Origin of the sequence: Burkholderia contaminans, assembly GCF_029633825.1 — a bacterium.
GTDB classification, from domain to species: domain Bacteria; phylum Pseudomonadota; class Gammaproteobacteria; order Burkholderiales; family Burkholderiaceae; genus Burkholderia; species Burkholderia contaminans.
In genome coordinates this window covers 39108-52833 of the sequence record NZ_CP090642.1, presented here as the reverse complement: position 1 = coordinate 52833, position 13726 = coordinate 39108, and the positions used below count along the sequence as shown (strand labels likewise).

General features: G+C 60.2%; 14 protein-coding genes and 1 pseudogene. 5 read left to right on the top strand and 10 right to left on the bottom strand.

The genetic code is table 11. The features are described 5' to 3' along the window. Positions 1–50 precede the first annotated feature (50 nt). The 5 genes from dmpG to LXE91_RS32430 are packed head-to-tail and all read right to left on the bottom strand — an operon-like array spanning position 51 to position 5649. Positions 51–1073, bottom strand: coding sequence for a 4-hydroxy-2-oxovalerate aldolase (dmpG, locus tag LXE91_RS32450; RefSeq protein WP_313900488.1), 1023 nt, complete (start codon positions 1071–1073; stop codon positions 51–53). A gap of 15 nt (positions 1074–1088) precedes the next feature. Then, entirely contained in the window at positions 1089–2036 is a 948-nt protein-coding gene (locus tag LXE91_RS32445; RefSeq protein ID WP_039369281.1) for an acetaldehyde dehydrogenase (acetylating), read from the bottom strand. A gap of 17 nt (positions 2037–2053) precedes the next feature. Next, positions 2054–2842, bottom strand: coding sequence for a 2-keto-4-pentenoate hydratase (mhpD, locus tag LXE91_RS32440; RefSeq protein ID WP_039369279.1), 789 nt, complete (start codon positions 2840–2842; stop codon positions 2054–2056). A gap of 4 nt (positions 2843–2846) precedes the next feature. Then, positions 2847–3800 (bottom strand): 3-carboxyethylcatechol 2,3-dioxygenase, encoded by a 954-nt coding sequence (locus LXE91_RS32435; protein WP_039369276.1) that lies wholly within the window; start codon positions 3798–3800, stop codon positions 2847–2849. A 1-nt stretch (position 3801) separates the two neighbouring features. Then, complete coding sequence (locus tag LXE91_RS32430) at positions 3802–5649, bottom strand: bifunctional 3-(3-hydroxy-phenyl)propionate/3-hydroxycinnamic acid hydroxylase (RefSeq protein WP_039369272.1); 1848 nt, start codon at positions 5647–5649, stop codon at positions 3802–3804. 165 nt (positions 5650–5814) lie between these two features. Between LXE91_RS32430 and LXE91_RS32425 the strand changes: the two genes are divergently transcribed. Beyond that, positions 5815–6627 (top strand): DNA-binding transcriptional regulator, encoded by an 813-nt coding sequence (locus LXE91_RS32425; RefSeq protein ID WP_039369270.1) that lies wholly within the window; start codon positions 5815–5817, stop codon positions 6625–6627. Between the two features lie 508 nt (positions 6628–7135). Here LXE91_RS32425 and LXE91_RS32420 read toward each other — a convergent pair. Next, positions 7136–7908 (bottom strand): annotated as a pseudogene (locus LXE91_RS32420) (three-Cys-motif partner protein TcmP). A 179-nt stretch (positions 7909–8087) separates the two neighbouring features. Between LXE91_RS32420 and LXE91_RS32415 the strand changes: the two are divergent. The 4 genes from LXE91_RS32415 to LXE91_RS32400 all read left to right on the top strand — a co-directional run bounded on the left by LXE91_RS32415 (position 8088) and on the right by LXE91_RS32400 (position 11464). Then, positions 8088–8945, top strand: a complete 858-nt coding sequence (locus LXE91_RS32415; protein WP_046196580.1) for a DUF5131 family protein — start codon at positions 8088–8090, stop codon at positions 8943–8945. 30 nt (positions 8946–8975) lie between these two features. Next, positions 8976–10247 (top strand): three-Cys-motif partner protein TcmP, encoded by a 1272-nt coding sequence (locus tag LXE91_RS32410; RefSeq protein ID WP_039369264.1) that lies wholly within the window; start codon positions 8976–8978, stop codon positions 10245–10247. A gap of 307 nt (positions 10248–10554) precedes the next feature. Then, a complete protein-coding gene (locus LXE91_RS32405; RefSeq protein WP_039369261.1) occupies positions 10555–10854 on the top strand; it encodes an H-NS histone family protein in 300 nt (99 codons plus the stop codon). Between the two features lie 151 nt (positions 10855–11005). Beyond that, on the top strand, positions 11006–11464 hold the full coding sequence (locus tag LXE91_RS32400; protein ID WP_046196581.1) for a hypothetical protein: 459 nt from the start codon (positions 11006–11008) through the stop codon (positions 11462–11464). A 96-nt stretch (positions 11465–11560) separates the two neighbouring features. Here LXE91_RS32400 and LXE91_RS32395 read toward each other — a convergent pair whose 3' ends face one another. The 4 genes from LXE91_RS32395 to LXE91_RS32385 form a co-directional block, all read right to left on the bottom strand. Beyond that, on the bottom strand, positions 11561–11896 hold the full coding sequence (locus tag LXE91_RS32395) for a hypothetical protein (protein WP_076841508.1): 336 nt from the start codon (positions 11894–11896) through the stop codon (positions 11561–11563). Between the two features lie 91 nt (positions 11897–11987). After that, entirely contained in the window at positions 11988–12206 is a 219-nt protein-coding gene (locus tag LXE91_RS43810) for a BPSL0761 family protein (RefSeq protein ID WP_039369258.1), read from the bottom strand. Positions 12207–12359: 153 nt separating this feature from the next. After that, positions 12360–12854: a DUF6471 domain-containing protein gene (locus LXE91_RS32390; protein WP_135370794.1), complete on the bottom strand. Its 495-nt coding sequence runs from the start codon at positions 12852–12854 to the stop codon at positions 12360–12362. A 167-nt stretch (positions 12855–13021) separates the two neighbouring features. Beyond that, entirely contained in the window at positions 13022–13519 is a 498-nt protein-coding gene (locus tag LXE91_RS32385; protein WP_039369256.1) for a hypothetical protein, read from the bottom strand. Positions 13520–13726: the final 207 nt, after the last annotated feature.

Genomic DNA, 13726 nt, shown 5'->3' with positions numbered 1-13726 from the left:
CCAGGTTGAACGATGCGGCGCTCTTCATGGCGCCTGGCATACTGGGTGGTTCAGGCGCGTGCTTCGCGCTTCTTCAGATCGAGCGCGACGTCAACGATCATGTCTTCCTGACCTCCCACCATGCGGCGCTTGCCCAGCTCGACGAGAATATCGACGGCTTTCAGGCCGTATTTCTTCGCCGCAATTTCGGAATGCCGCAGGAAGCTCGAATACACGCCCGCATAGCCCAGCGCGAGCGTTTCGCGGTCCACGCGCACCGGCCGGTCCTGCAACGGGCGCACGATGTCGTCGGCCGCATCGAGTAGGCGATAGAGATCGGTGCCGTGATGCCAGCCAAGGCGCTCGGCCGTCGCGATGAACACTTCGAGAGGGGCGTTGCCCGCGCCCGCACCCATGCCCGCCAGACTCGCATCGATACGGTCGCACCCCTCCTCGACCGCAACGATCGAGTTGGCCACGCCAAGGCTCAGGTTGTGATGGGCATGCATGCCCGTCTCGGTCTCGGGGCGCAGCACCGCCTTGAGCGCCCGGAAGCGTGCACGAATGTCGTTCATGTTCATCGCGCCGCCGGAATCGACCACGTACACGCAGGTCGCGCCATAGCTTTCCATCTTCTTCGCTTCGATCGCGAGGTTTGCAGGCGTGGTCATGTGGCTCATCATCAGAAAGCCGACGGTGTCCATGTCGAGGCGGCGCGCATATTCGATGTGCTGCTTCGAAATGTCCGCTTCCGTGCAATGGGTCGCGACACGCACGACACGCGCGCCCGCGTCGTACGCGGCCTTCAAATCGTGAATCGTGCCGATGCCGGGCAGAAGCAGCGTCGCGATTTTCGCGTGCTTCACCACATCCGCTACCGTCTCGATCCATTCCAGATCGCTGTGCGCGCCGAAACCGTAGTTGAAGCTCGAGCCCTGCAGGCCATCGCCGTGCGCGACCTCGATGCTGTCGACCTTCGCGTCGTCCAGCGCGCGGGCGATGTCCTGCACGTTCCGAATCGAATACTGATGACGGATCGCGTGCATGCCGTCACGCAGCGTCACGTCGGAGATATAGAGTTTCTTGTCCATGATCGAGTGTTTCTTACTTCAGGCGTTCACAAGCGACGCGGCCATGCGTTCGGCCGTTGCCATTGCGGCGGAAGTCATGATGTCGAGATTGCCCGCGTAGGCCGGCAGATAATGTGCCGCGCCTTCCACTTCGATGAAGATCGAGGTCTTGAGTCCGCTGAAGTGGCCGAGTCCGGGAATATGCAGCGGCGCAGCGGCGGGGATGTCGTCGAACTGCACGGACTGCTTCAGGCGATAGCCGGGCACGTAGCTGTGGACCGCAGCGGCCATCTGCTCGACCGACGCTTCGATCAGCGCCCGGTCCGCCGCTTCGGACAGCACATAGACGGTGTCGCGCATCATGAGCGGCGGCTCGGCCGGATTGAGCACGATGATCGCCTTGCCCTTGCCCGCGCCGCCGACCGCTTCAATGGCCTTCGACGTCGTCTCGGTGAACTCGTCGATATTGGCGCGCGTGCCGGGTCCCGCCGACTTGCTGCTGATCGATGCGACGATTTCCGCGTAATGGACCTTTGCGACCCGCGACACCGCGGCAACCATCGGAATCGTCGCCTGTCCGCCACACGTGACCATGTTCACGTTCGGCGCATCGAGATGCGCGTCGAGGTTCACCACCGGCACACAGTACGGTCCGATTGCAGCGGGCGTCAGATCGATCACGCGAATGCCGGGCTTGTGCGCGCGCAGGAACGCGTCGTTCTTCACATGTGCGCCGGCGGACGTCGCATCGAACACAAAGTCGATCTCGTCGAACACGGGCAGGCGCACCAGCCCCTCCACGCCTTCATGCGTCGTCGCCACGCCAAGCCTCGCGGCGCGCGCGAGGCCGTCCGAGGCCGGATCGATGCCGACCATCGCCGCGACTTCGAGATGCGTGCCGCGACGCATGATCTTGATCATCAGGTCGGTGCCGATGTTGCCGGATCCGATGATCGCGGCTTTGCACTGGGTATTGCCTGTTGCCATTGGGATGTCTCCGTCCATCATTCGCTGAAACTGGCGCGCACGCTGCCGAGCCCTTCGATGTGCGCCGTATAAGTGCCGGCCGCCTTTACCGCGACCATCGGGCCAAGCGCGCCCGTCAGCACGATGTCGCCCGCGCGCAGCGGCGTGCCGAGTCGAACCATCCGATCCGCGAGCCACGCGGCCGCATTCAGTGGATTGCCGAGGCACGCGCTTCCATTGCCGCGTGAAAGGACTTCGCCGTCCTGCGTGAGCGTCATGGCACACGCGCTCAGTTCGATATCGCGCAGCAGCATCGGCCGGCTACCGAGCACGAACAGCGCGCTCGACGCGTTGTCCGCGACGGTGTCGAAAAACCGGATGTCCCAATCGCGGATGCGACTGTCGACGACCTCGATCGCAGCCACCGCATACGCGGTCGCGGAGATCAGATCCACGAAGGTGTGTTTTTCGGCGGTCAGGTCACGTTCGAGCACGAGCGCGATCTCCGCTTCAACCTTCGGCTGGATCAACGAGGCAATCGGCATCGGCTGGCCGTCGCCGTATGCCATCGACGCGAACAACGCGCCGAAGTCCGGCTGATCGACGCCAAGTTGCTTCTGGACCGCGGGCGAAGTCAGGCCGATTTTCCTGCCGACGACGCGCTCGCCGTTCGCCTTGCGCAAGTCGTTGTTGATCTGCTGGATCGCGTAGGCGAGTACCGCGTCGCCTTCGGGGCACGCATCGCGTAGCGGCGCGATCGTCCGGCGCGAGTCCTGCGCTTCACGCAGGCGCTCGGCCATCGCCAGCATGCTGTCGTCATTTGCCATGGCTCTATCTCCTGGAATGGGCCTGTTCTCGCGCATGCATCGCGCCGAAGCCCGCGATCCACTCCGGAATCGCGCGGTAGTAATCGATCGATGCCGCGTAAGGACCGCTCGCCGCGAGCGCACCGAATGCGGCAACCCACGTACGGATCTCGTGCGCCGACTTGCCCGCATCGCGCGTGATCGCATCGTTCGTGAGGCCATCGGCGGCAGTGATTTCACCGCTCTCGAGCAATTCGAGAAACATGCGGTCCCATGCGGGATTAAGCGGATGCAGGCGGCTGTCGCCCACCGCGAATGCCTTGGCCGCCGCGACGGTGCGGGATTGCCGCGCATCGCGCGACGCTGGTGACGGGTTGCGCCCCGCGATCAGCCGTTCCGCGACGATATCGTCTGCGCCCGCGATTTCCGGCACCGGCGGCTCATGCGAAATGCCGCCCGAGCCGATCACCAACACGCGCCGGTTCATACGCGCGACGGCACGGCCAATCGCATCGCCAAGCAGCCGGGCCCGGCGGCACGACGCCATCGGCGGTGCAACCGAGTTGATGAAGACGGGCACGACCGGATAGCGGTCGATGCCGCCCGTGAGCACCTCGAGCGCCTGCGCGCAACCGTGATCGACCTGCATGCGATACGACACGGCAACGTCGATATCGCTCGCGAGCGTCGCATCGGCGAGCGCGAGCGCCACATCGCGCGCAACGGGCAACGGGCCGGCCGCGCTGCCGAAATCGCCGATGGCCGTCGCGCTCACGCCGATGCAGAACTGCGGCATCACGTCGTAGAAAAATCCGTTGTAGTGGTCAGGCGCGAACACGATCACCAACTCCGGATCGAACGCGTCGACCCGCTCGCGCGCCACGCGCTGCACCTGCTCGACTTCCGCGACGACCGCCGGCTCCGGATCGAAGTAGCCGTGCAGCGGCGAGTGCGACATGCATTCGAGATGGACCGGCATCTCAGGCTCCCGCCAGGTCGGCGACGTGCGTGAACGTCGCGTCGTTGGGCGTTGCGCCCGTCGTCATGGGAAGCGACAGCCGATGTGCCAGCCGCGACACGCAATCCGATACGCATTGCGGCGAACACATGCCGGCCACGAAGCGGTCCGGACGCAGCAGTACGACCGATTCCGGCACGCGAGAAAACCAGTCGCGCAAGCGCGAGTCGATGTCGCCAATGGCGATCACGTCGTCGGGCACGTCATCGTGGAAGGCGAGCTGCGGATCGGGCTTCGCGATCACGAAGCATCCCCCGAGCGCGCTCCAGATGCGGCGCGCCTCGGGAGTCAGACAGAAGGTCGGGTCCGTGCCCCACCCCACGATCGCGAAGCGGTTACCGATCGCATCGTCGAGTCGAACGATGCTGCCATCCGCCGCACGCACTCGCGGCTGAATGAACATGCGGCCTACGGGGGTGCCCGCCTGCGCATCACCGCCGTGCACCATCCGCCCTATCAGCGATTCACGTTTCTCGCTCATCAGCCCGACCAGCCGTCCGAATGCGCCGTGCCCCCGCTTCGCGATCAGGCGCGCGAGCAGGCCATCGGACCGCTCGCGTCGCGCCAGCAGCACGACGCCCTCTTCATAGCGCGGCATCGGCTTGAAGCGCATTTCGACGAAGTAGCGCTTCATGGAAGGCAGCACGTCGAGGCAGCGCACGAACGCGTCGCGCACTTTCGATCCGAAGAAGCTCGTCGGCGCGAAGATGTCGCCCGCGACTTCCGACAGGTGGATCATCGAGCGTGCGTGGGCGCGCCGCTCCAGCGTGTAGGTATCGAGCAGGGAATCGCGCGCCGTGCCCTTCACGACCATAGCGAGCTTCCAGCCGAGATTGCTCGCGTCGCGAATGCCGCTGTTGTAACCCTGCCCCTGCCACACCGGCATGATGTGCGCGGCATCGCCCGCGAGCAGAACGCGCTTGACGCGGAACGTGCTCGCGAGCCGCGCGTTGTGCGTATAGACCCGCTGACGAATGTAGTCGACCTTGTCGGGATCGTCGACAACCCCACGCACCAACGCCGCCATGTTCTCCGGCTTCGACAGTTCCGCTTCCGTCTCGCCGGGCATCACCATGAATTCGAAACGCCGGATGCCGTGCGGCAGCGCCGCCGACACATAGGGACGCCGCGCGTCGCAATGCAGATAAACATGCGGAGAACCGATGGGATCATTGCGCACGTCGATCACGATCCATTGATTCGGCTTCGTGCGGCCTTCGAACGGCACGTCGAGCGCGCGGCGCACGAAGCTGTTGCCACCGTCCGCGCCCACCATGTAAGCGGTGCGGATCGTCGTCTTCACGCCGTGCACGTCGGTCGCCTCGATGGTTACGCCGGACTCGTCCTGCGCGAAGCTGTCGACGGTGTGGCCAAGCAGCGTCGACACATTTTCGAAGCGCTCGAGGCCGCGGTACAGAATCTGATCGGCGAGCGGCTGGATGAAGGCGTTGCGGCGTGGCCAGCCAAATTCGTCGGTGCGCGGCTCGATCGACGCGAAGCACTTCCCGTTCAGCGTGAAGCGCATCCAGTGATTCGGCGTGGTGTGCGGAAGCAGCTCGTCGACAAGGCCGACCGACTGGAATACGCGCAGCGCTTCGTCGTCGAGGCCGATGGCACGCGGATAGTCGATGATCTGCGCGAGCTTCTCGATCACGACGACACGCACGCTCTCCAGGCCGAGAATGTTCGCGATCATCAGGCCGACCGGGCCCGCGCCGATGATGGCGACATCGGTTTCGATCGAACGATGTGTCGTTTCGTGAGGATGAGCGCGGCCGTTGCCGGCCGCCGGTTCAAAGGCGTGGCGCATGCTTGTCTCCTGACTGGGCTTGTCCGATGTGCTGAACCGACGAAGCGCGTCGCTCTCGCTCGATCAGCTTATGAATGCAGTTTATGGACGGCGGAAAACGCCCTCAACAAAATCTCCGGAATGTGCATAGAATGCACATGATTGATTTAAAGGGGATTTTTTGACGTGACAACCTACACGAATGTACGCGGACTGGCACGCGGCCTTCAGGTGTTGCGAACGCTGAATGCGATGGACGACGGGCGTGCAACGAGCCAGCAGATCGCCGATCTGACCGGCCTGCATCGCACCACGGTGCGCCGCCTGCTCGAAACCTTGATGGAAGAAGGGTTCGTGCGCCGCAGCGCATCGGACGACAGCTTCCGCCTGACGCTCGCGGTGCGTTCGTTGAGCGAGGGCTTCACCGATACCGAACGCATCGCGACCGTGGCGCCGCCGATCATGGGGCAGCTACTGCAGCGTGTCGCGTGGCCATCGGATCTGACTACGCCCGATGGCGACGCGATGATCATCCGCGAGACGACCCATCGCTTCAGCCGACTGTCGTTTCATCGCGCGATGGTCGGCCGGCGTTTGCCGATCTTGCTGACGGCTGCAGGCCGCGCCTACTTCGCGACGTGCCCCGACGAGGAGCGCGAGGATATTCTGGAACTGTTGCGTTCCGGCGCGGGCGGCGAAGAGCAACAGGCGTTCGCGAGGAACGATGCGCTCGTACGCAAGCTGATCCAGCGCGTGCGCGAGGATGGTTTCGGCTCGAATCACGGAGACTGGGCCGCACAGGCGAAAATTGGTGCGGTTGCGGTCGCGATCAGCGCGGACGAACGCGTGATCGCCAGTCTCAATGTCGTCTTCCTGTCACGCGCGGTGAGTCTCGAAGATGCCGCTCGCCGCTATGTGCCCGAACTGCAAAAAGCAGCGCTGGATATTGCCGAAGCACTGAGGCAGGAACCAGCAACTCGTCCCCATGTATCAACGTAGACACTTGGACCGACTGAATGTCGTGAACGAGAGGCGGATTCAACCGACCGACGCTACACACTACACGCTACGTAAGCAGTCGTAGACCAAAGCAAACGGGTCACCATTTGCGGAATAAAAGTATCACTTCGCCGGTCAGCACCGACGCGGAATCGGAAAATTGTCGCAAATTCATGGGCTCGAGTGCCGCACAATAAAGTCGGCACCCGTCCCAGCGTTGCGAAGGCCGGTCTCAACTCCCCCAGGACGCACTTGCACAGCCAGCAGTCACGGTCACACGTTCCGCGGAACCCGAGTTTCAATGGGCCATCGTGCTGTCATGATAATCATTGCGGCGGATATCCTCGATTAATGCCTGCTCCGATAATGCCAGCTCATTGGTCCCCATAGCTGCCCTCGATTTTTCTAACTCGTTCTGATATCACATCATGCACAGGGGACCATCTCGATCAACGCAAGAAATCGTCCCGAAGCGGCCGGCCGTCGCATCTTATCGATTGACCGCACGTCAAAAGAGGCTTCGATTTTCCAACTGACACGCTTCACGCCACAACTTGTCCGCGAGCGGATGCCGAGCAATAAGGCATAGCCAATACATGGTCGATTCCTTGCTGTTCCTGACCGGGTACATGGCGTCACAAACGTGCATCCCCGCCTTGCTCACCAGGGCTCTCCAATACCCGACGAAAGCGCCCCGCATTGCATGCTTGGAGCTCTGTTTCTTCACAACGTGACGCCAGCCAGGAGCGAAGTTGTCCAGCGGCGAGTGGTCCGCTTCAAGGCCCGCCGCGATGTTGCGTTGGATATCGCCGGTGCTGAGATGAACCACGATGTCCATCGTGGGTTTGGTGGCGAGCTTCTCGATGATAGAGAAATGCAGATGCCCCGCGTTGAACGGATCAAGCAGAGCGAGATGGAAGCCCGGTCGTTCAGCTGCGGCAAGACCCAGTCAACGGTTTCATCAGCACGGCCGGCTTTGGACTTGAGCGGTGCACCGCGTGTACGCAAACGTGCATCGCACGCGACGAGGAATTCCGGAACCGCGTCGGCGATGAAAAAATCCGAAAATGGCCCCCGCTTCTGCTGAGCGATTTGCCGCGCGGCGAGCGGCCCACCGTCCTGAAACAGGTCGGTATGTTTGATCTTGACGCGGCCCGTTCCGGCGAAGAGGTCGATGTATGTGCGCTGGCTCGTGAATTTCTGTCGTGCGGCCCAAGAGGCGTCGATGTATCGTTTGATGATTCGATGTTTCTCCTCCGTCACCCAGCGCCCCACAACCATGGCCGGGAGTCCGTCGAGCGGATCCGGTACAACCTTTTCCTCGTCTTTCATGTGTTCCCCCGTATGCTTCGCTGATCGAGCTTGGAAAAGCCTGCCGCCCACACAGACCGCCCGCCCCGCTCCTTTTTAGGTACATTGAGAGGAGTACAATAACGCGTTAGCACATTCACGCGCAGGCAATGGGAAAAGACTCTCGCATCGAGTGGACGCATCATACCTTCAACCCCTGGTGGGGTTGTGTCAAGGTTTCGGCGGCCTGCGATCACTGCTACGCGGAGACGTGGGCAAAACGCCTCGGAGAAGGACTATGGGGTCCACATACCCCAAGACGATTTTTCAGTGATGCCCACTGGAAAGAACCTCTCAAATGGGATAAAGACGCTGCCAAGGAAAAGGTCCGCAGACGTGTATTCTGCGCGTCGATGGCCGATGTGTTTGAAAACCGCCCCGACTTGGTTGCCGAGCGTCAGCGACTGCTCGACCTCATCGCCCAAACGCCAAACCTCGACTGGCTGCTCCTCACAAAGCGAATCCACTTGGTCCGCAAGCAACTGCCCAAAGGATACGACTTCCCGAAAAACGTCTGGCTTGGAACGACGGTTGAAGATCAGGCGACGGCACACAAAAGAATCAAGCACCTACTGGAATTCTCATCGCCCGCCGTGAGATTTCTCTCCTGCGAACCGCTTCTATCGGCCGTCGACCTCTCGCCATATCTAGTATGGAACGACAAGGGCAACCGTGTAGACTGGGTAATTGCTGGAGGCGAGTCCGGCCCGCATGCGCGCCCGATGGACCCGGCTTGGCCTGCGGCGTTGCAGCGTCAATGTGCTCGAGCGAAAGTGCCCTTCCACTTCAAGCAATGGGGGCACTGGGCACCTGTCGACCAAGTAGTTGACGTCTTAAAAAAAAGCACCCCCATCCGGGTTATCCGGCAGGACGGTACCGAAGTCTCCGTCGCGGCTATCGGCAAAGGCAAGGCGGGAAGAGTTCTGGCCGGCAAACACTGGGATCAATTTCCGCGCATTGTCGTTTAGTTTGCTCAATCAATCCCGAAGGTCCTCACCTTGGCAAAACGTCACTACGATTGGACCAACGGTCCAGCTGAGCTCGAACCGCACAGCCTGACGAAACACCAGGTACTTGTTGACTATCTGATTCGCTATTTCCAGCAACGCCTGCTCAATGCCCGTGGACGCGACCGCTTCCGCATCACCTTGGTTGATGGCTTCTGCGGTGGTGGGCGATATCAGGTGAAGGGAACGGGAGAACTTGTACTGGGTTCGCCCTTGCGCCTACTGCAGGCGGTAAAAGAAGCGTCGTTCAAGATAAATGAAGACCGACCGAAGGCTATTTTGTTCGATGTGCGCTTCATCTTCATCGACAAGGACAAGAAGGCGCTCGGACATCTGCGTGAAGTCTTGCGTCAGGAGGGATACGAGAGAGCAATCGGCGACACCATTCACATAATGCATGCCGAGTTCGGTGCGGCAGTCGACGAAGTCCTCGCCCGCGTTGCTCAACACACGCCTCGCTCTGGCACCGCGCTGTTCTTTCTCGATCAATACGGCTATGCAGAGGTGCCAGCACCACTAATCCGCAAGATCTTCGCCAGTGCACGTGACGCTGAAGTCGTTCTGACCTTTCACGTGTCGTCGTTTGCGACGTACACGAATGACGAGATTGCCAGGAAAATTTCGTCGACCTTGCAAGTCGACATCTTCAAGCGCTTGGGTGGACGGTCGATTGACGAGATCAAGCAAAACGAAGCGGACTGGAGAAGGTTCATTCAGGCCGCTCTCTACGAAGCGCTGGTCGACGGTTGTGGGGCAGGCTTTTTCACCCCCTTCTTCATTCGGGGGACCGGCGCTGGTCACGGCGAATATTGGCTCGTACATCTGTCGCAGCATCACCGGGCCCAAGACGTCATGAAACAGGTTCACTGGCAGCACAGCAATCACTTCGTCCACTACGGTGGAGCCGGCCTCGACATGCTTGCCCCTCAAACCATGGGCTTCCTGCAAGATTTCGATGGAGGCTTCAGGTTCGACGACGTTGCCCGCGCGAAGTCAGATAAGGAACTCGTCGTTCAGCTCGCAAGACGAATCTTCGACCAAACCAATCCCAAACCATTCTCCCTGGTCTTCTCGGAGACGTGCAATGGGTCCCCTGCGACGGCATCCATGTATAAGGATGCACTGGCCATTTTGGTATCCGAAGGAGAAGCAACAGTGCGTTCGGCGGATGGAAAACCTCGATATCGTGCGCGATATATGCGCGACACCGATGTAGTTGACAAGCCGAAACAGTTCAAACTATTCCTCGGGAACAACCCGTAGAGCCTCAATTCGTCATTGCGCTTACGGATGTACGCTCGAACCGAAGTCTTTGCTTCGATGTTGAGCGCTCGTTCCTCGGAGCGGATTGCATTGCAGTAATGCTATTCCCTAGATGTACTTTGAAGATCGAAACAAGCCCTCCCCCTTCGAACGATCATCGTCAGCGCCGGGAATACAGCTTCATTAGCTTTCCCTTACCATTATCCGGCGTAACCGTAGACATCCCCAGTCTTCTAGCAGTACAGACGAGCTTGATGCTTTGGCTGAAAGCGCTATCATGTGCGGACCGCACACTAGAGGAACGAACATGGCGACCTACAAGGAACTTCGCAATCAACTTGAAGCCTTGACCGAGAAGACCGAGGCCGCTCGCTTAGCAGAATTCCAGACCATTGTTGATGACATACGCGTCAAGGTCGCGGAATACGGCATCACCGAGAAAGACATCTTCGGTCGGCAGCACAATCGTACTTCGAAGAAGGTAGTCGCGCCGGTAGAAGCGAAGTATCGCGATCCGAAGACCGGCGCAACCTGGTCCGGCCGCGGTCGTGCGCCTGCCTGGATCAAGGACGCCAAGAACCGCAATCGCTTTCTCATTCAAGAGTGATCTCGCTGGTGGCAAGTTGGCACACGAAGCGCTGCCGCTACGTAGCGGCAGCGCACCCTGAATCGCCCCGTCCGCCGGGGACGTAAAGATTTGCTACCAAGTGTCGTTATGTCCGCATGTCAGTTCATCGACATTTTCAAGGACAACACGAATGCAATTGAAGAAAGTGATACTGGTCCCCGCATTGATTGCTGTCGCGATCATGTCGGGCTGTGGCGATAAGCACGACAGTAACGAACCGAATTCGGTGGCAGGGTCACCGGCTCAGCCAACGCCGAGCAAGGCATCGTCCGAGACGCCTTCGGTCGGCGGGCCGGTCAGCCAGGCGCAGCTGGCAAACGTGCAACAACCTGCGGTACCTTCGGCACCAACACCTGACGCTGAGGGGCTAATTCGCGCGCATTTCGATGAGTTGTTTGCTGTCGACGCCAATGGAAACCTCAGCCCGAAGGTTCCGATTGAAGTCAACGGCACTCAGATGACGCCAGGCGTCTCGTTCGGCGGCCGCGATCAGTTTGGCGGCTTCGCCTTCGGTCAAGCAGTTGGTCACGATTTCGGCGTTCGCCGACTACAAAGCGGTTTCGTACAGATCGTGAAGTTGTATAACTAATCGTCAAGTGCCGGACAATCTGCACGATTTGAGACGTCCGGCATTATCCCCGCTCGACAGCGACTTACTCATCGCGTCGGGGCGCCTTGCGCTCAATCACGTACGAGAATCATCGCCAGTTCCAGCGAGTAGCTGCATGGTGACGTCGGAGTACGACTTCACGTCGTTCACCGTGCACCACCGTTTCCACACGTACTCTGCATCGAGTGACCAGCCATCCCGGCCGACCAGTTGATAAACGCGGCCCGACCGAGTCTGGCCACGCAGCGTTGCACGATCGAAATTCGTAATCGCGGAACTGACACGACCAGTCGAATCGAGCACATCGGCACCGACGAAATGCCGGGTCCCAGCATCCGTCTCGAAGATGCGCCAGCTCGATAGCGTGACGTTAGGCACTTCGTCGGTCGACGGCAGTCTCCAGATTGGCACCGCGGTCTCCTGTGCTAGTTGAGCTTCCAGCGTGCAAAGGTACAGCTGAGCAATATGCGGGCCATAAGGGCCCGGCGCCGCACCCACCACTTCACCGGTCGGGCTTCCGGCGCGACGCCGGCATTTCCCAACATTCGGGGTACATGACGCACGTCAGCTCGATGTCGGCCAGACTCGGATAGTGGCGCAGCACCCTCTGGACGACCGATGCTACGTCCCGAGGTATGGTGTTGGCCGGCGACCTCGATAGCTCCACGAGAAACGCGCGCGTCCTAAGCACCGCAGCCGTGCGCTCGCTCGGCGTCGTCACTGCTCTGCCCCTTTACGGACCTGCCGGATCGCGGGACTCAAATAACCGGCAGGTCAAAACCGTTACCAATATACGGTTTCATTCTAGCCGTTGGCCTGTAATTGACAAGGCAACTTCGGCGCGGAACGACTACTCGGATGTAGGGTGGATACCCTACATCGCGGCCGAAACGAGCGCCCGAGAATCAACATACGCGTCCATGCTTTGGCTTCTGAGCACGGTCATACATTGCAGAAAGAACGTCAGCGAGAAGTCTCCGGCGGAGAGATGCGACAGCATCGTCTTTGCCGTGGTACTCACGCCTACAACTGCGAGACGGTGTAGCAATTCGTCTGGTGTAACCCACGGCTGTTGCGTGAGCTCAGCCGCGAGAACGGCCTGCGCACGGGCTTCCCACGTACCTTCCGACGCAAATGCCTCCATCCACAAGGCGGGCGGGCGCGCACCCGTTACGTGAATGATCTGAAGGAGCAAAGTGAACTTGACAGAGCCACGCGCGACACGCGCGATAAGCGGGCGCTCCACCTCGTCAACTCCCGCCTCCGCCAAGGCATCGATCAACCGGGCATAACTACATCCTTCGCGCGCCATCGCGACATGTATCACGCGAGAAGACAGGCTCGCCCAAGGCGCCTCCGCTGCACTCACAAATATATCCTTGTGTTCTAGCCGATTCCGGTTAAATTAGAACGTAACGATGTCTCGATCCTAACTTGACCGAGAAGGTATATCTAGAGCAGCGTAGCAAATCCGCGGCTGTAGCGACAACCCTCAGAGACGGTTCCTCATCAAGCTCCTGGCGTCCAGGGACTTGTTCAGCAGCACCGGAATTCCACAGCCCCGTCGGTCGCGGCGTACTCGAACATAGACCGCATGAGAGCATAGTGTTCGTAGAAGGCATCGTCCTTGATGGACCGTGCACGCTCGTCCCAAGTACCGAAGTCGGAAACAAGCTTCGCTGAAGCGATTGCCCCGATAGTCCCGGTATGTCGTCCGTAGAGAATCAGTTCACGAAATGGGCCCGGCCCATTTGCGTCAGGATTCTGCCAGTGGTAGCCGACTAGGCGTGCTAGGGCATTGAGCCAGTCCCAATACTCACGCCGGTTGTCGCTGACTCTGAACCACTGTTCCGCCTCGAACTCATAGCTGGACCCAACCTCCAATCCCTCTGCATTCTGAGGGCAATCCGGATTGCCGGTCACGACTACAACGTCCTCCAAGCGCGTGCCCTCGAGCGATGCTTCTGTATTATGAGGAGCAGCCTCAACAGCCAGTTTCTTCAGCCCCTTCCAAGCTACAAAATAGACTCCCATACAACTCCGTAAGTGTAGGTACCAAGCCTGTTGCTTGGCTATGCGCGCCCGGTGATCCGACGCACCTTTGATCTGCCGAGTACTCGCGTCCGGTTCAGTCGATGCTTCACAGGCTGACCATGCACTGCTACCTCGAAAGTGAGTTTTATTTAGCTAGCAACGTGCGGTATGTCGACACGGTCGAGCGTTCTTCGCTTGTCTGGGCAA

Coding starts and splice junctions, on each gene's coding strand:
- LXE91_RS32430 (WP_039369272.1), bottom strand. CDS start 5,649: ATGCGCCACGCCTTTGAACCGGCGGCCGGCAACGGCCGCGCTCATCCT.
- mhpD (WP_039369279.1), bottom strand. CDS start 2,842: ATGGCAAATGACGACAGCATGCTGGCGATGGCCGAGCGCCTGCGTGAA.
- LXE91_RS32400 (WP_046196581.1), top strand. CDS start 11,006: ATGCAATTGAAGAAAGTGATACTGGTCCCCGCATTGATTGCTGTCGCG.
- LXE91_RS32435 (WP_039369276.1), bottom strand. CDS start 3,800: ATGCCGGTCCATCTCGAATGCATGTCGCACTCGCCGCTGCACGGCTAC.
- LXE91_RS32385 (WP_039369256.1), bottom strand. CDS start 13,519: ATGGGAGTCTATTTTGTAGCTTGGAAGGGGCTGAAGAAACTGGCTGTT.
- LXE91_RS32405 (WP_039369261.1), top strand. CDS start 10,555: ATGGCGACCTACAAGGAACTTCGCAATCAACTTGAAGCCTTGACCGAG.
- LXE91_RS32445 (WP_039369281.1), bottom strand. CDS start 2,036: ATGGCAACAGGCAATACCCAGTGCAAAGCCGCGATCATCGGATCCGGC.
- LXE91_RS32415 (WP_046196580.1), top strand. CDS start 8,088: ATGGGAAAAGACTCTCGCATCGAGTGGACGCATCATACCTTCAACCCC.